The organism is Arthrobacter zhaoxinii, from assembly GCF_025244925.1.
GTDB classification, from domain to species: Bacteria; Actinomycetota; Actinomycetes; order Actinomycetales; family Micrococcaceae; genus Arthrobacter_B; species Arthrobacter_B zhaoxinii.
Genome location: NZ_CP104275.1, coordinates 749,617 through 766,919 on the forward strand (window position 1 = coordinate 749,617; position 17,303 = coordinate 766,919).

Genomic DNA, 17,303 nt, shown 5'->3' on the forward strand with positions numbered 1-17,303 from the left:
ATGGGTCCTCGTCTGTCGAGCCGGTACGGGCCCAGCATGCGCGCAATCGAGAGGGCCTTCACGGATCTCGGCCGAAACCCCGAGCAGGGTAGGAAAGCCGCTCCCATCTGGCTCGGAAGTCCTCTAAAATTGCTCGGTTTTGTTTCCGGGTTTCCGGAGCAGCGAGGTCCCGGCTTTGCTTGAGCGGTGGTGGTGCGGGGGAACCGGCCGGCAGTCGGGCAGCGCGAATGCCGCCCCCAGGGGCGGCTACAACGCCAGTAGAATCGACGGATGCCCGAAACCCTGCAGCCGCCCGCATCGCGCGCCTCCACAGCCTCCACCCGCCTGGCGCGCATCGTCACGGAAGTTTCCGCCCCGACTGTCCTCGTGGGCGTTCTCCTGCTGCTGCAGCCCCTGCTCACTCCGGGCGTGACCTGGCTGCAGGGCATCACAGCGGCGCTATTCACCGTGGGGTTGCCCTTCGCCGGGATCCTGGTGCTGAAGCGGCGCGGCAGGGTGACCGATCATCACGTGGGCGTGCGGACCCAGCGGGCACCGATCCTGGTCGCGTCCGCAGTGTCCCTGGGGATCGGTGCGCTGCTCCTGTTCCTGCTGGACGCCCCGGCCGCAATGTTCGGAGAAATCGGCGCCGTCTTCATCGGCATGATGCTGTGCCTGGCCGCGAACCTGGTGTGGAAGCTGTCGGTGCATTCCGCCGTCGCCGCCTACTTCGGGCTGGCCCTGCTGACACCGATCCCGGCGGTCGGTGCGGCGCTGGCCCTGCTGCTCGCCTCGGCCACGGGCTGGTCACGGGTGAAGCTCGGCGACCACACTCCCACCCAGGTCCTGGCCGGACACATTGCCGGATGCCTGACCTTTACCGCCGCCATGCTGCTGCCCTAGGACCTGTTCAAGCTGCGATAAAGTCGGTGCAGTCTCTTTCCACATTTGCGTAGGAGCGATGGGGAAACCAACGATGGGGAATGAATGACAGCGCGCTATAGGAAGTCCGCCGGCGAACGGACAACCTCAAAAGCAGTGGTCGCCGCACTGAAGCTGGGCGAACACGTCACCTTCGATGAACTGCTCGCCGCCGTGACTCGAATGCACGGCAAACCCATTGAACTGCGCGACATCGACTCCGCCGTCATTCCCTCCGTGACCGGTCTCTGGATCGAGAAGGACACGAAGTCCATCATCCTGCTGCCCTCCGGCGACAACCGGCTGCACCGCACCCACGCCGCCTGCCACGAGTTCGGGCACATCCTCCTGCGCCACCAAGGATGCGGGGGAGTGGACACCACTATGCCCTCCCTGTTCCAGCACATCGGCAGCCGCAAGGGAATCCGGCGGATGCTGGCACGGTCCCTCGCCTGGAACGAGACCGAGCGCGCCGCCGAACAGGTGGCCTACCTGCTCTCGCTGGCCCTGCTGCCCCGGGAACGCGAGAGCCCCAGCACCTTTGAACGGACCTTCCTGTGATTACGCTGCAGATGCTGCCGGCCGCCGCCCTCTGGACGGTGGTGATCATCCGGCTGGTGGGCCTGCGCTTCGGCTGGAAACCGGGCATCCTGCCCGGCATGGCCGCCGTGGCCGTCGGCGCGACCCTGAACATTGACCAGATCTACGTCTTCGTCGACTCCCTGCTGGGGGAGCGGAACCTGCTCAACCTGATTGTCCACCTCTTCATGGGCGCGGGCATGACGGAACTGAGCCGCCTGCTGCTCAAGGCCACCGGCAGGTCGGACGACGACGGCGGGCGGCACATGAAGGCGCTGATCGGCATGGGCATTGTTATGGCCGTGATTCAGACGGCCCTGCTCCTGGTGTCCGATACTCCAGGGTCGGCCACCAACTTCACCGACGCCTTCGCGTCCATCCCCACGATTGCCCCGTACCAGGCGAGCTTCTTCGCCTGGATCGGCGTTGTCCTCGGGTACACCGGGGTGGCCTGCCTGCGCCGGGACAAGAGCGGGGAATCCCGGGAATTCGGTAGGGGACTGGGCGTCGTCAGCGCAGGGTGCGGAGCCGGCGTGGGAGCCGTGCTGATGAAAATGCTGCTGATCGGCCTGGAATATTCCGGTGTGGAGGCGTCCTTCGCCCTCTACATCGGCTACCGGGTCCTCATCGCGCTGACCCTGCTGTGCTTCGCCGCCGGGTTCGCGGTGCCGTCCTCCGCCCGCATGAAAACCGCCGCCGCTGCCCGCCGTCGTCGTGCCGGGGATCTGGACGCTCTGCGCCCGATCGTGCGCCGCCTGGCGACGACCGATGAAGGCAAGCGGGCCATGGACGCGGCCAACGTATCCCTGAACGCCCGCACCTCCAAGACCCAGCTCTACCGCTGGTTCATCCTCATCGGCGACATCCGGGTGCTTCGCCCCGGACTGCTGTCACCGGAGGAAGTACACGTTATTGACGAGATAGGCACACGAATTGAAGACAACGGAACACCGGCCCGCCGCGAAGTTATCGCCGGCGGCTAGCTGGTACTCCAAAATCCTGCCGCCGGCCCTGGTGCTGGCGGTCCTCATCATTGCTGCGGGGATCGAGGCGGGGCTGGGACCGGTGGGCGTCGCCCTGCTCCTGGCCGGCGTCGTCGTGGTGCCCGGAGCGGTCTACAAGGGGACCAAGGGTCTGTTCCGGCGCCGCGGCGTACCGGACAGCCGGCGGACCACCCTCGTGGCTGTCCTGATGCTGGCCGCCGCCGTCGTCTGCTTCCTCCTGCCCGTGGCCGCGCCGGTGCCGGCAACGGTGACCGGGCTGCTGCTCGGCAACGTGGGCCTTGTCTTCTTCCGGCGCTGGCTCAACGTGTCGGCGCATGTGTCGGTGCTGACCTTCGGCGTGCTCTGGGTCATCGCGACATACGGGGCGGGCTGGGCGTGGCTGTTGATACTATCGCCGTTGATGATCTTCAGCCGGGTGTCCCTGGGGGAACATACTCGGCGGGAGGCGCTGTCCGGCGCGGCCCTGGGCCTGGCCACCTTCTGCTGTTTCCTCGCAGTTATGACATGGAGCTGACATACGTGAATGACTTTGATCTTCCCCCGGAGCGCGCTGCGGGCATCCGGCGAGCCGAAACGCTCGCCCGGAAGATCAATCTCCTGCTGGACGTCATCATGTCCGACTCCGGCAAGCCCTTCGACTACCCGGCCATCCGGGACGGGGCGCAGAAAGCCGGCTACTACCTTTCCCGCACCCGGTGGTCGCTGCTGAAATCAGGCAAGGAGCAGGTGGTTCCCGAGGAAGCGCTGCGCGCCATCGCCGCCGTTTTCGACGTCGATCCCGACTACCTGCTGCAGGAGGACGGAAACCTGCCCGAGCGGGTCGAGGCCGAGCTGGAGCTGCTCCGCAGCCTGCGGCGGGCCGAGGTGCGGAACTTCGCGGCCCGGGCCCTGGGGCCGGTGGATCCGGAGGCGCTGAAGGCCATCACGAAAATCCTGGACGAGGATAACTAGCCTTCCGGTCCGGGCTGCTTCGGGACGGGCAGCGGCTTTCTTCGAAGCGCCACCGGGCTCGGAAAACTTTGACCCGGACCATGAGCGGTGGTAGCGTCTCACCCATGTCTCACACATGTGTGAGACATGGAAAAAGTTTCTAGACGGCGGACGGGGCCGATGAGGAATTCGTGCATTTGTGACTGGGGGGTCACGGCCGAAGGCTCCACCTCAAAGGTTTCTCCGTTCCCGTTTGGGGCGCGTCTCGGCGCGTCGTATCTGTAGCATCCGCTGCCTGTGGGGGGTCGGTGGAAGGCTGCAACCGAAGCCAGCGGATTACATCCGCTGGCTTCGCTGTTTCGCGGGGCAAACGCCGGCGCAATCCAAGCGGACGGTTCCCCGGTTAGTGCGCGGCCCGCGAAGGCCGAAGCTCGTCCTCCGTGCCGGTTTTGGTCCGGGCAAGAACTCCGGCCGCGCTGACTCCGCATGCCGCCGCGGCAACGGCAAACGCCAGGCCGAAACCGGACGCCTCAATCAGCCCGCCGGTCAGGGCCGCCCCGGCGGCCTGGCCGAGGATGAGGCTGATGAACAGGGCCGACGTGCCGGCGGCACTGCTGCTCGCCGTGGCGGTGGCCCAGATGATGAGGACCGACGTCGCAGCGGTGTAGGCGAGTCCGAACAGCGCAGCGGCAGCAAAGGCGAGGGCGGTACTTCCCGGTGCAAGAGCCATCGCTTCGGTCGCGGCGGCGGTGGCCAGCACCGTGACCGGCCAGGTGAAGCGGATCGAGTGCAGGGCCAGCCACGGGGCCGTCAGCACGGCGGCGGCGCCGCCGGCACCAAGGGCGATCCATGCCCCGGCCGAGAGGGCGACCGGCATGCCGCCGGAGTCCTCGAGCAGGGTGCGGCCGTACACCCAGACCGCGGCGCAGCCGACGCCGTAGAGGAAGGCCGCAGCCAGTGGCCACTTCAGTGCGGTCAGCACGCCGAGCTCTAGACCGCGGGGTTGGCTTCCGCTGCGTTCCCGGCGCCCGGCGTCGTCCGAGTCAGCGCCTTCGATGCTGTGACGCCGCGAAACATCCGACCGCAGCACCCCGAGCGTCCCCGCCACCGCGATCACGGCAATCAGCCCCCAGGCCAGCCGCCACGAGGATCCCAGCATCAGGGCCAGCAGCCCGGCCGCCACCACCCCGAAACCGGTTCCGGAATTCACCACCGACTGCCGTTTCGCCGCGTGGATCGGCTTCGTGTTGCGCTGCACCAGTTCCACCAGGGCGGGGGAGGCGAAGCCCGCGCCCATCCCCGCCAGCAGTACGGCTGCGGCGAAGAGGCCCGTCGACGGAGCCGCGGCGATCCCCGCGGAGCCGAGTGCCGCCGTCGAGCCGGCCAGAATCGTCATCAGGCGCGGTTTCCGGGGCGCGTAGATGAACCCCAGTCCGGCCGACACGCAGTAGATCACCGAGGCGCCGGAGGAGAGCAGCCCGCCGACGGCCGGAGTCAGCTCGAAGGAGGCGGAGAAGGCCGGCAGGAACAGGCCGTAGCCCAGGCGGGCCAGGCCATAGGTCGCGGCGATGAGGGTCACCGCGGCGACCGCGAAGAGCGGGCCTGCGGTCGGAACGGAAGGCTGTAACGGTCGTTTCATTGAAACGTACGTTATATGCTGTGCAGATGGTTGCACAACCCAGCGCACGAAACCGTCTGCTTGACGCCGCCGAAGAACTCGCCTTCACCCAGGGCGTCGCGGCGACGCCGGTGGACCGGATCCTGCAGCGCGCCAACGTAGCGCCGGCGACGCTGTATGCGCACTTCGGCAACAAGGAAGGCCTGATCGCGGCGGCGCTGCGCCGCCGGCTGGAGAACTGGGATGCGGCCTGGCAGCGGGAAATCGCCGCCGCGGCCACGGATCGGGACCGGCTGCTGGCGGTCTTTCCCGCGCTGACGAGCTACCGTTCGGGCACGTCCGCCGCCCGCTGGTGCGCCGCGCTCGGCGTCGCTGCGGAAACGGTCGACCCGGGCCAGCAGCTCGCGGAGACCCTGTCGCAGGATACGCAGCTGCTGACCGACCGCTTCCGGGAACTCGCGGTGCCCGTGGTCGGAGCCGACGACGCCGACGCGCTGGCGGCCCACCTGCTGCTGATCTTCACCGGTGTCCTTGGCATGCTGCTCCGCGGGGACTCTCCGGAAGCGGCAGCAGCCACCGGGCGCGTCACGGCGGGGTTTGTTATCGACGGGTTCGGGGCGTCCGCTTCGGGCGCGTAGCTTTCCCGGACGACGACGACGACGACTCCGATGCCGATGCCGGTGCCGACGCCGACGGCGCCCGCGACGGCGGCGGCGGCGGCACGCGCTTGCCCGGCGGAGCCTCCCCGGGGCTGAGGTACTGCACGTCGCGGCGGCCGTCGGTGAGGATCCGGAGGTCCTCATCCAGATTCTGCCGCAGCTCCATCAGCCCGAACTGGTACCGCTCCGGATCCTTCGCAACATCGCGCAGGTAGCGGTTGCACACGGCCGCCATGCGCATCAGCACCTCGGTCGCGCCGGAGCCGGGCTCCAGGTGCCCGAGTGTTTCCGTGATGTTCTCGCGCAGGTCCTGAACAGCCGAGCGGTGCCGCGCCTCGGCCGGTCCGGCGGGCGCGGGGTGCGGGTCGATCGGAGCCAGCGTTCGTTTCAGGTGCAGGTCGGTGATCAGCTGGTTGAGTGCCCGGGACTCGTGCCGCCGGTCTCGACTGCGCCTGGTTCCCCAGCCCGCACCGAAGCCGATCAGCACCCCGCCCGCCGGCCCGAGAACGTCCCAGATCCAGTCCATCCCAGCCTCCAGAAGCGGTGCCTCCAAGCAGGTTACGGGGCCGGAATGCGGTTCTGCCAGAGCGGGGACGCCTGCCGGCCGGCGCCACGGGCTATCCGGTGTGCAACTAATCCTCCACACTGCTGTAGCCTGTGGGTCGATGCATTCGCATCCACATCATCTGTCTTGTCCATGGGGGACTAATGCCTGTTTTGCCTGCCGGCCGCACCGCGTCAACGATGACCCGCGGCACCGTTTCATCCGCCCGCACCCGGGCGCTTAGCTTCGGTGCTGTTGCGCTGAGCACCGTCGTCGTCCTGTCCGGCTGTGGCGGTGACCAGGCCGAACCCGCCGCAACCACCACTCCGTCACCGACGAAGACCACTTCATCTCCGTCTCCGTCCCCGACGCCGACGGTCACGCAGATTGCCAACAAGGCCTGCAAGACCTCCGGCGCCACCCGGACGCAGGAGCAGGCAGCAACGGCGACTCCCACCCCCACGCCGTCGTCGTCCACTACGTCCGCGAAGGCATCACCCTCGGCTTCACCGTCGACGACCACGGCCTCGCCGTCCGCCTCCCCGTCCGCAACGCCGTCTGCCACGCCGACGACGTCAACCGTGGTCTACGTCTGCACCGAAAACGACAACGGCATGCTCGTCTGGATGGATGAGGACAGCTCCATCAAACTCCTTGCAGAGCGCCAGGAAGCGGCGGACAAGGAAGCCGCAGACAAACAGGCGGCAGAAGACGCCGCAGCAGCGGAGGCACAGCGAGTGGCGGACGAGGCAGCTGCTGCGGCCGCGGAAGAGCAGCGGCTGGCCGATGAGGCTGCGGCCGCCGAAGCGCAGAGAATTGCCGATGAGCAGGCCCGCCAGCAGTATGTGCCGCCGGCTCCGGCCCCGGCCCCGGAAGTGCCTGCGCCCGCCGCGCCCGCTCCACCGGCAAGCGTGTACTACCCGAACTGCACGGCCGCCCGTAACGCCGGAGGCGCTCCCGTCTACGCCGGGGGACCCGGGTACGGCACGCACCTGGACCGCGACGGCGACGGCGTCGGCTGCGAGTGATCGAAGCAGTTTGCTGAAGCCCTAGATGTTGCCCTTGGACCCGCCTAGCGTGGTTCCAAGGGCAACGTCCGTTAACGGCCCGTTGTCGTTCCAGAAGCCAGCCGAGGTCTGCGGACCGGGGGAGGCAGGCCCGGCACCACACCGCTGAGGCATCATGTCGCACGAATCAACACCAGAAGCAGCTCCCTTCGGTGCGTCTGTGCGTCAGCGAAGTTCCGGCCGCGGGAATCCCCGCTCCGCATGGCTGGTCGTTGGACTGGCCGCCGGATTGCTGTTGGTTGCGGCCCTGCAGGGTCGCCTCGGCATCCTCGTGTGGCTGCTCGCCGCCGGATCCCTACTGGTATTCACTGCGCTCTATGCGCTGGGTTTCCGCCGCCGCAGCTGGGCCAATCTGGCCACGCTTGAACAACGCAAGTTCGCCTTGTCCCTCGGTGCAGTAGTGCTTGTGCTCGGCATGGTGGCTGGCATCGTCTCCACGCCGGAGCCGGGCCGGACCCCGCTGTCCTCGGACGCCGAAGGGCTCCGGCCGCGGCCCGACCTTTTCGCCCTCCCGACGACGCCGATGACGCCGCCGCCCGGTTCCATCCTGCGGCGAGCACAGCAGCCCGCGGCCGACCAGGCAACGGACGAGCCCGGCGCAGGGTCGGATGGGTATGCGCTGCTGGGGGATACGTCCGGCTGGGAGCCCACCGAAGCTGATGATTCCCTTGCCAATAAGCCTTGCGAGGAGCCGGGGGAAGCACGCACCCAGCGGCAGACCGAATACCGCTGCACGCACACCACAGACGGACGGCTGGTCTGGATCGAGAGGTCCGGAGCGGAGCGGCTGGCGGAGGAGTGGGCCGCTGCGGAGACGGCACGCGCGCAGGAACAGGCACGTGAAGCCCAACGGGAGCAGGATATGGCGGAGCAAAGGGCAGCGGAGGAACGCGCACGGGAGGCCGCCCAGACGGTGCCGCCGGCGAATCCGCCCGCCAACCAGCCGCAGCCCGCGCCGAGTGATCCCCCTACGGAACCTCCAAACCGACCGCCGACGACACCGCCGACGGAACCACCTACTGAGCGACCAGCGGAACCGCCAACGGAGCCAACAACACCACCTACCGATCCGCCGACCCGCCCGCCGAACCCGGATCCGACGACGCCGCCCACAGTTCCGCCTACGCTCCCGGGCCAGCCGGACCGGCCGGACCCGCTCGCTCCGGATCCCGATATCCCGGTCCTTCCGCCGGAGTTCCCGGTGCCGCCGGCGCCGCAGCCACCGCAGCGCCCGGCCCCGTCGTCGTCGTTCGCTCCGCACTCATCGCCGGATGCCAGCCAGGCTGCCGTCGACGTAGCCCTGTCGGCGGTCCGGTAACCGCCTACCGGAACGCGGAAATGCCAGTGATGTGCTGGCCCAGGATGAGGGTGTGGACCTCGTCGGTGCCTTCGTAGGTCCGCACCGATTCGAGGTTGTTGGCGTGCCGCAGCGGTGAGTAGTCCAGCGTGATGCCGTTGCCGCCCAGGATCGCGCGGGCCTCCCGGCAGATCGCGATGGCTTCGCGCACGTTGTTCAGCTTGCCCACGGAAATCTGTACCGGCTCCAGCGTGCCGGCGTCCTTGAGCCGCCCGGTGTGGATGGCCAGGAGCACGCCCTTGGAGATTTCCAGCAGCATGTTCACCAGCTTCTCCTGGGTGATCTGGTAGGCGGCCAGCGGCTTGTCGAACTGCAGCCGTTCCAGCGAGTACTTCAACGCCTCCTCGTAGCTGTCCCGGGCCGCGCCCATCGAGCCCCAGAGGATGCCGTAGCGGGCCTCGTTCAGGCAGGAGAACGGTCCGCGCAGTCCCTTCGCGCCGGGCAGCAGCGCCGAGTCCGGCAGCCGCACGTCCGCCAGGGACACATCGCACTGGATCGAGGCGCGCATGGACAGCTTCGGTTCAATCGGCACGGCGGAGAAGCCGGGGCTGTCCGTGGGGACGAGGAAGCCGCGGACGCCGTCGTCGGTCTGCGCCCAGATCACGGCGACGTCGGCAATGGAGGCCAGCCCGATCCACCGTTTGGTGCCGCTCAGGACCCAGCCGCCGCCGTCGTGCCGGGCAAGCGTGCTCATGCTGGACGGGTCGGAGCCGGCCGTGGGTTCGGTGAGCCCGAAGCAGCCGATCAGTTCGCCGCGTGCCATGCCGGGCAGGTACCGGTTTTTCTGCTCCTCGGAGCCGAAGCGGTGGATGGCGGTCATGGCCAGCGAGCCCTGGACCGAGACGAAGGTGCGCAGGCCGGAATCGCCGGCCTCCAGTTCCATCGCGGCGATCCCATACTCGACGGCGGAGCGTCCCGGGCAGCCGTAGCCCTCCAGGTGCATGCCGAGCAGTCCGAGGCCGCCGAGTTCCCGGACAATCTCGACCGGGAACACCGCGTTCTCGTACCAGTCCTTGATGTTCGGGCGGATGCGTTCGTCCACGAAGGTCCGGACTTTCGCGCGGAGGGCGAGTTCGTCCTCGGTGAGGAGACCATCCAGGCCAAGGACGTCCGACGCCGTCCGGAGGGTTTCGAGATCCGGTGCGGCGGTGGCGGCGGGCGAGGCCGCAGGGGACAAAGGCGGCGTAGCGGGCATGCTCATGGTTCCTCCTGGCGCGTGTTGTCCAAGTCACATTACTCGTCCGGCGCGCAGTACTATTTCCAGCATGAATGAGGCCTATCTGGTGTCCGCTGTCCGCACTCCCGTCGGCAGGTACGGCGGCGCCCTCTCGAGCGTCCGCCCCGACGATCTCGCCGCCCTGGTGCTCCGGGAAGCGGTGGAGCAGGCCGGAGTGAGCCCGGCCGACGTCGACGAGGTGCTCCTGGGCAACACGAACCAGGCCGGGGAGGACAACCGGAACGTGGCCCGGATGGCGACCCTGCTCGCCGGCTTCCCCGACACCGTGCCGGCCATGACGGTGAACCGGCTCTGCGCCTCCGGGCTCAGCGCCATCATCACCGCCTCGCAGATGGTTCGCTCGGGTGCCGCGGACATTGTGGTGGCCGGGGGAGTGGAGTCCATGTCCCGGGCGCCGTGGGTGCTGGCGAAGCCGGAGAAGGCCTTCGCCAAGCCGGGGGAGCTGGCGGATTCGGCGATCGGAGCACGGTTCACCAACCCGAAGTTCTACGACCTGCCCGGCACCACCTACTCCATGCCCGAAACCGCCGAGGAGCTGGCGACCCGGGACGGGATCTCCCGTGAGGATTCCGACGCCTTTGCGCTGCGCTCGCATACCCGTGCGCTCGCCGCCGTCGACGAGGGCCGGTTTACTGATGAGATCGTGCCGGTGGAAACCAAGAAGGGCGTGGTGAAGACCGACGAGGGTCCGCGCCGGGAAACCAGCATCGAGGCCTTGGCGAAGCTGCGGCCCATCGTCCGGTCCGACGGCGTGGTGACCGCCGGGAACTCGAGCTCACTGAACGACGGCGCGTCCGCCGTCGTCGTCGCCAGTGCCGACGCGGTCCGCCGGCTGGGGCTGAATGCCCGGGCCCGGATTGTCGACGGCGCCTCCACCGGAGTGGCGCCCGCGGTGATGGGCATCGGTCCGGTGCCGGCGACGCAGAAGGTGCTGGACCGGGCCGGCTGGTCGCTGGGCGATATCGATGCCGTGGAGCTGAACGAGGCCTTCGCCGCGCAGTCGCTGGCCTGCATCCGCGCCCTGAACCTGGACGAGTCGATCGTGAACCGTGACGGCGGTGCCATCGCTTTGGGGCATGCGCTGGGGTCCTCGGGGTCCCGGCTCACGGTGACCATGCTGAACCGGATGGAGCGCGAGGGTGCCTCCCGCGGTCTGGTGACCATGTGCGTGGGGCTGGGCCAGGGCGTGTCGATGCTGCTGGAGCGCGTCTAGGCGCCGCTGGTTTATTGCCAGCTACGGGCGTCAGGCGTCGGCGAGCCTGGCGAGCAGTTCGGCGTCCTTGGTGAGGATGGATTCGAGGGCAGCGTCGATTGCACGCCGGCGCTCGTCTCGATCCAAACCGTCCCGCGGGGCCTCATGCTGCTCAGTCATGCGAGCACTCTACCGCCTGCATGGACAGCAGGGGGTTCCCCACTAATACCCGGCGGCCCGTGCCTCTGCCGTCAGCCGTAACGGCCCGGAGCACCCGCAGTTTTTGCGGGATAGGCTGTGGCAGGTAATCGGTCCGTAGTTATTGGGGGAAGAATGCGTCAGGGAAGTATTGCCGGGGTAGTGCTTATTTGTTCTCTGGGATTAGCGGGGTGCACCTCCTCCAATGAAGGATCCGAACAACCCGTTTCCGCAGCTTCCCCGAGCACATCGGCGTCAGCCACCACGGCCCCCGCCACCACTGGGACGTCGGGCCCGGCCACGCCGGCCCCCGCCGCCCCGACGTCGTCCGCGCCCAGAACGTCCGCTCCGGCCGCCGACGCTGCACAGCCGGTCACTGCTATGACCATTGCCCAGCAGCTGCAGACAGCGGTCCCGACCATTACATTTGTCACCGAAGTGACTGAAGCGAATGATTCAACCGGGTCCATCGGCCAGCCGGGCCAGTACACGTCGGCTGCGTGGATTGCCGACACCGGTGCTGCCGCCCCTGAAAAGAGCGTGGTCGGCGGAGCTGTTGTGGAGGTATTTGCTGTCGAAGCAGATGCCCAGGCCCGCTTGTCCCTTCTCCAGCAGCACATCGGCCAGGGCCCGGCCTACAATGCCGAACACCATTATTTGAAGGGATCGGTGCTCTTACGGGTGTCAGGAGCACTAGGTCCTGAACAGGCGGCTCTCTACGAGCAGGCCTTCAACGGAACCGGTCTCGAATAAGCCTTTCTCCAGCAAGCCAGTCTCAAACAGGGGGTATCGCAATGCCGTTGTTCAGCACCAAACCGATAGTGGAAAAGAAGGAACAGTGGACGTCGGCCCTGCCGCCGCAGGAGGTTCTGGACGCATTGGCTTCGGCCTTCTTATCTCACGGTGAGGACGTTCGACGGGAAAAGTCCTCGGTGGAGGTGCATCTGGGGTCGAACGCGCTGTACCGGACATGGGGCAACATGACGGCCGAGGGCCGCGCGAACATACCGGTCGCCTTGTGCTTCACCGTGGCTGAATCCGGCACCGGAGCTGCTCTGTCGGTCCATGCGTTCGACACCTTCGGTTTCCGGTTCGGCAGCGGAAAGTCCTTCGGTGTCCCGGAGACCTTCAACCGGCGGCTGGAGGAATTCCTCAGCTACGCAGCGGGGGTCGTCGGCATTGACCGGCCCGTCGCCGGACCCGTCCCTGCCCCGCCCCGCTTCAACCTTTAGGCCCGCACCAGTCCCAGCATCCGCCGGACAATCTCTTCGCCGGCCAGGATCCCGCGCGCCTCGGTGACCTGCAGGTGCGGCTCGAAGTAGCCGGCGTCGTCCAGTTCGCCGTGCGCGGGACGGAAGGCGACGTCGGCGCATTCCAGCATCGGCCGGTCCAGCAGTGAGTCCCCGGCCGCGATGATGCGGTCGGCACCGATCCGGCGGGCAACTTCAGCGACGGCCTGCTGCTTGGTGACCGGCGTGGGCACGCAGTAGAGCTTCCGGCCCTGCAGCGACACGGTCCAGCCGCGCGCATCGCACCATTCCTCCAGAGCCAGCAGGAACTCGCCGGGGAGGGCCTCCCGGTCCACAATCGCGTACGCGAACAGGTCCTCGGCGGAACGAAGCTTCAGAATCCACTCATGGAACTCAGGACGGCCCAGGTAAGCCTCAATCTCAGCCAGCGGCGCGCACCCGGTCGTGACAAGACTGCGCACCGACGCCTGCCAGTCAATGTCGGTCTCCCCGTGGTGCAGGATGACGCCGCCGTTGGTGGTGACCGCGTACTCCGGGGTGGGCCCGGGCAGCTGGATCCGCCGGTACTGCGCCACGGTCCGGGTGGTGACGGGGACGAAGACGGACGCTTCGGCGGCGGAGACCAGCAGGGCTTCCGCGGCGCGGGTCATATAGGACAGGGGCTTGCCCTCGTAGACTTCCGCGACCACCATCGCCGGAGCCAGGGCATCCTCGGTGTTCAGGAACAGCGCGTTGGCGGAGTAGATCAGGGTGCGGTCCAGATCGGACGCGAGCATCGTCTTCACGCGTCAGCCCCCGGAACACCGGCACCGGCAGCAACAGCCCGGCCGTCGGCACCCACAGCACCGGCGGTGAACTGCGGATGAATCAGGCCCACGCAGCTGAACGGCAGGTCCGGCACCTCCTCCACCGGCACACCGCGCTGTTCGGCCAGCAGCAGCACGTGCGCCACGTCCTCCAGCGCCCCCGGATGCACCAGGACCTTCCACGGCACCCGGCGCAGCAGCACGCGCGTGGTCTCGCCGACGCCGGGCTTCACCAGGTTCACGTTGAAAATGCCGTATTCCTCGCTGAGGCGCTCCACCGCCTGCCAGCCCACCCAGGTGGGGGTCCGGTCCGCGGCAGCCAACGCAGCCGCAGCCGCTTCCGCCTCGGGCCGCACGTCGTCGAAGTGCGACTCGATCGCGGTCAGGAAGTCGCGGGACACGTCGGCGCCGGCGAGATGCGCGTAGAACTTCGCGCCGTGGAAATCATGCGGCGCAATGAGGTCCTTGTTGAATACCGTGCGGGAAACCAGCCCGGAGACGGTCGAGTTCAGGCAGGCCGACGGAATCAGGTAGTCCTCGCGCGTGCCGAACAGCTCCACGGAATGGCCGGGATCTGCCAGCACAGCCAGTTCCGAGGAGAACCGCACACCGTCGGTCGCTTCGAACCGGTCCAGTGCGGCGGTCAGCTCACGGGTGATGGCGCCCTTGCCGGTCCAGCCGTCCACAAACAGGATTCGTTCGGGGGAGTACGTCCGCGCCAGGTAGCGCAGCGCGGTTTCGTCCATCCCGACGCCGCGGACAATGCTCATGGTGTAGTGCGGCAGGTCCAGGCCGTGCATCCGCTGCGCCCAGCGGCGCATCAGGATCCCGATCGGAGTGCCGGCCCGGGCGAGCGAGACGAGCACCGGCTCGCGGTTCCGGGCGGCCAGCGCCAGTTCCGTCACGGTGCCGACGGCAGCTGCGACGCGGGGCGCGGAACGGCGCAGCGCTTCCTCGTACAGATCCTGGTACTGGGCCGAAGGCAGATACTCCATTGGCAGCGACTCGGCGTAGTTGGCGCCGCCGGACTGGATGGCCGCCTCCCGCTCAGCGGTCGGGGCTTCCAGCGCCGCATCGCGCAGGTCCTTGAGCAGCCAGGTCACGTCCTCGGGTGCATAGGACCCGAAGTCGGGTCCGGTCAGCGGCACGGCCACGGGAACCTCAACGGGTGCGTCCCAGTCTCCGGGGGTGGGGGCATCGGCAGGCAGCAGCACAACGACGACGGCGCCGGTCACCGCGCGCAGCGACTCGGTGACGCTGCCCGGGCCGGTGATCGAGGCAGGGTCGGTGCCGGGTTCGGGCAGCAGGACAATGCTGCCGAAACCGGCCTCCGTGCCGTTTGCGTCCCGGAGGGGACCCACGTTGTAGGCGTGCCGGGGACCGGGGCCGTCCTCGGTGAGGTCGTGGCTGGAGAAGTCCACGGCGTTGCGGATGGCGTAGTCCGGCCGGTCAATCGGCACGATGGGGGAGCGGGTGGTGGTCGAGAACCGGACGGCGGCATCCGGCAGCGCTTCGGCCAAGGCGTTGGCAATGGTCAGCGGCACGTGGATGAACTCCTCGCAGCCCAGCACCAGCACCGGATCCGCCTCGGCGGGCAGGGCGGCGGAGATGCGGGAGGCGATGAGGGCCAGACTCTCGGCGGAGACGGCTCCGGGCAGGGCGTCCGGCAGGGAGCCGAGGTATTCGGAGGAGATGCCGGCTTGGTTGCCGAACCGGTCGCTGTGCAGGCCGCGTGCGGTGCCGGAGTAGTCCAGCACGGTCACGGTGCCGGGTTCGGAAGCATCGGCTTCGGAGGCGGCGGGTGCCGCAGCGGCGGGTGCGGGTGCGAAGGCGACGGCGGCAGCAGCGCCAGCCCCGGGTACGGCAGGCAGCACGGTCGGCAGTGCGGAAGGCACCGGCTCCGCAAGCCCGGCGATCAGCTGCTCCGCCCGGGCGAGGATGTCTTCGCCGAGCTCGATGCTGCCGGTGCCCAGTGCGACCACGCGGATGCTGCAGCCCAGTTCTTCGGCCAGATCGTCGAAGCGGGCCCGGTCGGCGTCGGAACGCAGGTCGATCAGCGAGGCCACCACATAGAGCGGATGCGGTGCGGCGGTGTGCAGTTCGGTGATGGTGTTGATGACGGTGGCGCCGGTGCTGAGCTCATCGTCCACCAGCACCACCGGTGCCGGGGTGTTCAATGCCGAGGCGTCCACGGGCAGCAGCCGGTGGGAGGTGGCATGCGAGTGGGCTTCTTCGAACGCGCCGTAGGCCACGGCACCTGCCGGGGCGTGCCGGGTGGAGTGGATGTAGTAGGAGCCCAGCATGTCGGCGACCAGCCGGCCGAGTCCGGTGGCGGTCTCCGCGTAGCCGATGGTCACCACGGCGGGGTGGGAAATGGGCAGCTCCCAGAGCCGTTCGCGGGCATACTGCAGCCGGGCGCGCAGTGACCGGGCGGCGGTGTGCCGCCCGCCGGCGTCGTTCCCGGTATCGGTGCCGTCCTCGAGGACCGCCCCGAGCTCACCGGCGACACTGCGGAGCACGGCCTCATCCACGGTGCTGCCCAGTGCCGCACCGGTGAGTGCGCCGAGCAGCTCGCCGGCGGCCAGGACCAGGGCGGGTTCGGTGGGCACATGCTTGGCCAGTACGCGGGACACCAGCAGGTGGGCCCGGCGCGGGTTCCGGCGCAGCGCCAGTCCCACCAGGTCCTCCACCGGCAACAGCGCAGCGGGATCCGAGGTGATCCGCACTCCCAGGGCCTGGTTTACAAATCCGCCGGTCCAGGGGTGGTGCTTCAATTCATGCTCGCTTCCAGAAGATCTACATAGGTGATGTCGGGGGCCGCGACGCCGAACGCGGCGGCCCGGACGAGGGTGGAAGCTGCCCACGCCTGATGCGGTTTCATTTCGTTCATCTTGTTGCGGTACGGCGACGCCGCGGCGCCGCCCCCGGAGGCTCCGGAAATGTGCAGGGCATCCAGGTACGCCTCGTGGCTGATCACGGACATGGCGTGGACCAGGGGGACGTGCGAGGGGTGGATGACGGTCTTGCCGAGCAGCCCGTTGGCCTGGTCCAGTTCGATTTCGCGGATCAGTCCGTCCAGGTTGGCGGTCAGCAGCCGTTGGCGCAGGCCCAGTTCGTCGGCGTCCGCGAAGGGGGAGGAACGCAGCATCGGGCGCAGCAGCCGCTCGCCGGAGCTGTAGTGTTCCCAGACCGGACCGCTGATGACAAAACCGTCCGGCCGGCCGAGCATATTGACGATGTCGCCGATCACCGCCGAGACCACCTTGACGTCATAAATGGTGAGGTCCCGGGAGCGGCGCAGCCCGTAGGCGCTGGACATGTCCGTAGCGCCGATCCGCACGGCCAGGATGTCCGGCCGGTTGGCTTCCAGCACCTCGAAGATTCCCGTGAGGGTGGAGGTGCGGGTTTCGGCGTGGATCATCAGGGGGGATTCGAGGATCGGCATGATGCGCAGCGGACGGGCGCCGGGATCGGCAGTCCAGCGGGCCTCGTTCACGGTGTGCAGGGCGTCGAGGAAACGCTGGGCAGCGCCGGTGGTGTTCTCGAACTTCGGAATCACGAACCCGGAGAGGACGTCCAGGGCCGGCCCGCTGCGCTCGGCCAGGCTCAGGAGCTGCTCGGGGGTGCGGACACGGACGAAGAGCATCAGGTCTTCTGGGCCGCCGGGTTCCCGGACACCGGCCGCGTGCAGCTCGGCGAGGGCACCCACTACGTTGGTTTCGGCCGCCGGGACCTCGGCGTCGGCAATGGAATCCTCCAAACAGATGACCATGCTGACGGCTCCGCGGGCGGCCTGCTTGCGGATGTCCTTGACCAGCTCCGGCCGGGTCGCGGGGCTGTAGAGCGTGGCCCCGAGGGCGGTGGCCAGCAGGGCGGCGTCGGAATCAAGGGTCAGCTGTTGGGGCGGGAGGTGGAACAGGCGGGCGGTTTCCGGCTCGCTGAGGTAGGAGAAATGGCGCACG

The 17,303-nt window shown here is 68.3% G+C and carries 18 protein-coding genes; 11 read left to right on the forward strand and 7 right to left on the reverse strand.

Annotated features, from left to right (window positions below; all coding sequences use genetic code 11):
• The first annotated feature begins 270 nt into the window (after window positions 1–270).
• From N2K95_RS03470 to N2K95_RS03490, 5 genes are all read left to right on the forward strand, one after another.
• Window positions 271–882, forward strand: a complete 612-nt coding sequence (locus N2K95_RS03470; RefSeq protein WP_260652933.1) for a phosphatase PAP2 family protein — start codon at window positions 271–273, stop codon at window positions 880–882.
• An 84-nt stretch (window positions 883–966) separates the two neighbouring features.
• Entirely contained in the window at window positions 967–1,461 is a 495-nt protein-coding gene (locus tag N2K95_RS03475) for a hypothetical protein (protein ID WP_260652934.1), read from the forward strand.
• Window positions 1,458–2,462, forward strand: a complete 1,005-nt coding sequence (locus tag N2K95_RS03480; RefSeq protein ID WP_260652935.1) for a hypothetical protein — start codon at window positions 1,458–1,460, stop codon at window positions 2,460–2,462. Before N2K95_RS03475 ends, N2K95_RS03480 begins: the two co-directional genes overlap by 4 nt.
• Entirely contained in the window at window positions 2,413–2,997 is a 585-nt protein-coding gene (locus N2K95_RS03485) for a hypothetical protein (protein WP_260652936.1), read from the forward strand. Before N2K95_RS03480 ends, N2K95_RS03485 begins: the two co-directional genes overlap by 50 nt.
• On the forward strand, window positions 2,988–3,434 hold the full coding sequence (locus N2K95_RS03490) for a hypothetical protein (RefSeq protein WP_260652937.1): 447 nt from the start codon (window positions 2,988–2,990) through the stop codon (window positions 3,432–3,434). Before N2K95_RS03485 ends, N2K95_RS03490 begins: the two co-directional genes overlap by 10 nt.
• Window positions 3,435–3,816: 382 nt before the next feature.
• Here N2K95_RS03490 and N2K95_RS03495 read toward each other — a convergent pair whose 3' ends face one another.
• A complete protein-coding gene (locus N2K95_RS03495) occupies window positions 3,817–5,052 on the reverse strand; it encodes an MFS transporter (RefSeq protein ID WP_260652938.1) in 1,236 nt (411 codons plus the stop codon).
• Window positions 5,053–5,078: 26 nt separating this feature from the next.
• Here N2K95_RS03495 and N2K95_RS03500 point away from each other — a divergent pair, with 26 nt between their 5' ends.
• A complete protein-coding gene (locus tag N2K95_RS03500; RefSeq protein WP_260652939.1) occupies window positions 5,079–5,669 on the forward strand; it encodes a TetR/AcrR family transcriptional regulator in 591 nt (196 codons plus the stop codon).
• Here N2K95_RS03500 and N2K95_RS03505 read toward each other — a convergent pair.
• Window positions 5,632–6,216 (reverse strand): hypothetical protein, encoded by a 585-nt coding sequence (locus tag N2K95_RS03505; RefSeq protein WP_260652940.1) that lies wholly within the window; start codon window positions 6,214–6,216, stop codon window positions 5,632–5,634. The two genes, N2K95_RS03500 and N2K95_RS03505, sit on opposite strands and share 38 nt — an antisense overlap.
• Window positions 6,217–6,398: 182 nt before the next feature.
• Between N2K95_RS03505 and N2K95_RS03510 the strand changes: the two genes are divergently transcribed.
• A complete protein-coding gene (locus tag N2K95_RS03510) occupies window positions 6,399–7,262 on the forward strand; it encodes an excalibur calcium-binding domain-containing protein (protein ID WP_260652941.1) in 864 nt (287 codons plus the stop codon).
• 199 nt (window positions 7,263–7,461) lie between these two features.
• Window positions 7,462–8,619, forward strand: a complete 1,158-nt coding sequence (locus N2K95_RS03515) for a hypothetical protein (RefSeq protein ID WP_260652942.1) — start codon at window positions 7,462–7,464, stop codon at window positions 8,617–8,619.
• A gap of 4 nt (window positions 8,620–8,623) precedes the next feature.
• Here N2K95_RS03515 and N2K95_RS03520 read toward each other — a convergent pair whose 3' ends face one another.
• Window positions 8,624–9,853: an acyl-CoA dehydrogenase family protein gene (locus tag N2K95_RS03520; RefSeq protein WP_407080135.1), complete on the reverse strand. Its 1,230-nt coding sequence runs from the start codon at window positions 9,851–9,853 to the stop codon at window positions 8,624–8,626.
• Window positions 9,854–9,923: 70 nt separating this feature from the next.
• Here N2K95_RS03520 and N2K95_RS03525 point away from each other — a divergent pair, with 70 nt between their 5' ends.
• A complete protein-coding gene (locus tag N2K95_RS03525) occupies window positions 9,924–11,108 on the forward strand; it encodes a thiolase family protein (RefSeq protein WP_260652944.1) in 1,185 nt (394 codons plus the stop codon).
• A gap of 30 nt (window positions 11,109–11,138) precedes the next feature.
• Here the strand turns inward: N2K95_RS03525 and N2K95_RS03530 are convergent, their stop codons facing one another.
• Window positions 11,139–11,267, reverse strand: coding sequence for a hypothetical protein (locus tag N2K95_RS03530; RefSeq protein WP_255793073.1), 129 nt, complete (start codon window positions 11,265–11,267; stop codon window positions 11,139–11,141).
• Between the two features lie 399 nt (window positions 11,268–11,666).
• Here N2K95_RS03530 and N2K95_RS03535 point away from each other — a divergent pair, with 399 nt between their 5' ends.
• Window positions 11,667–12,038, forward strand: coding sequence for a hypothetical protein (locus tag N2K95_RS03535; RefSeq protein WP_260652945.1), 372 nt, complete (start codon window positions 11,667–11,669; stop codon window positions 12,036–12,038).
• A 41-nt stretch (window positions 12,039–12,079) separates the two neighbouring features.
• Window positions 12,080–12,517, forward strand: coding sequence for a hypothetical protein (locus N2K95_RS03540; RefSeq protein WP_260652946.1), 438 nt, complete (start codon window positions 12,080–12,082; stop codon window positions 12,515–12,517).
• Here N2K95_RS03540 and N2K95_RS03545 read toward each other — a convergent pair.
• From N2K95_RS03545 to N2K95_RS03555, 3 genes are read right to left on the reverse strand one after another with little or no spacing between them, the layout of a single operon-like run.
• Window positions 12,514–13,311, reverse strand: coding sequence for an HAD family hydrolase (locus N2K95_RS03545; protein WP_260653712.1), 798 nt, complete (start codon window positions 13,309–13,311; stop codon window positions 12,514–12,516). The genes N2K95_RS03540 and N2K95_RS03545 overlap by 4 nt on opposite strands.
• Before the next feature lie 5 nt (window positions 13,312–13,316).
• The gene (locus N2K95_RS03550) at window positions 13,317–16,115 is read right to left on the reverse strand and encodes a phosphoribosyltransferase (protein WP_260652947.1); all 2,799 of its coding nucleotides are present in this window, start codon (window positions 16,113–16,115) and stop codon (window positions 13,317–13,319) included.
• Window positions 16,112–17,302: an HpcH/HpaI aldolase/citrate lyase family protein gene (locus N2K95_RS03555; RefSeq protein WP_260652948.1), complete on the reverse strand. Its 1,191-nt coding sequence runs from the start codon at window positions 17,300–17,302 to the stop codon at window positions 16,112–16,114. Before N2K95_RS03555 ends, N2K95_RS03550 begins: the two co-directional genes overlap by 4 nt.
• Between the last annotated feature and the right edge of the window lies 1 nt (window position 17,303).

What these genes read in the sequence shown, in the direction of transcription:
- N2K95_RS03470 (WP_260652933.1), top strand. Translation starts at nt 271, where the DNA reads ATGCCCGAAACCCTGCAGCCGCCCGCATCGCGCGCCTCCACAGCCTCC.
- N2K95_RS03475 (WP_260652934.1), top strand. Translation starts at nt 967, where the DNA reads ATGACAGCGCGCTATAGGAAGTCCGCCGGCGAACGGACAACCTCAAAA.
- N2K95_RS03490 (WP_260652937.1), top strand. Translation starts at nt 2,988, where the DNA reads ATGGAGCTGACATACGTGAATGACTTTGATCTTCCCCCGGAGCGCGCT.
- N2K95_RS03495 (WP_260652938.1), bottom strand. Translation starts at nt 5,052, where the DNA reads ATGAAACGACCGTTACAGCCTTCCGTTCCGACCGCAGGCCCGCTCTTC.
- N2K95_RS03500 (WP_260652939.1), top strand. Translation starts at nt 5,079, where the DNA reads ATGGTTGCACAACCCAGCGCACGAAACCGTCTGCTTGACGCCGCCGAA.
- N2K95_RS03505 (WP_260652940.1), bottom strand. Translation starts at nt 6,216, where the DNA reads ATGGACTGGATCTGGGACGTTCTCGGGCCGGCGGGCGGGGTGCTGATC.
- N2K95_RS03510 (WP_260652941.1), top strand. Translation starts at nt 6,399, where the DNA reads ATGCCTGTTTTGCCTGCCGGCCGCACCGCGTCAACGATGACCCGCGGC.
- N2K95_RS03520 (WP_407080135.1), bottom strand. Translation starts at nt 9,853, where the DNA reads ATGCCCGCTACGCCGCCTTTGTCCCCTGCGGCCTCGCCCGCCGCCACC.
- N2K95_RS03525 (WP_260652944.1), top strand. Translation starts at nt 9,924, where the DNA reads ATGAATGAGGCCTATCTGGTGTCCGCTGTCCGCACTCCCGTCGGCAGG.
- N2K95_RS03530 (WP_255793073.1), bottom strand. Translation starts at nt 11,267, where the DNA reads ATGACTGAGCAGCATGAGGCCCCGCGGGACGGTTTGGATCGAGACGAG.
- N2K95_RS03535 (WP_260652945.1), top strand. Translation starts at nt 11,667, where the DNA reads ATGACCATTGCCCAGCAGCTGCAGACAGCGGTCCCGACCATTACATTT.
- N2K95_RS03540 (WP_260652946.1), top strand. Translation starts at nt 12,080, where the DNA reads ATGCCGTTGTTCAGCACCAAACCGATAGTGGAAAAGAAGGAACAGTGG.
- N2K95_RS03545 (WP_260653712.1), bottom strand. Translation starts at nt 13,311, where the DNA reads ATGCTCGCGTCCGATCTGGACCGCACCCTGATCTACTCCGCCAACGCG.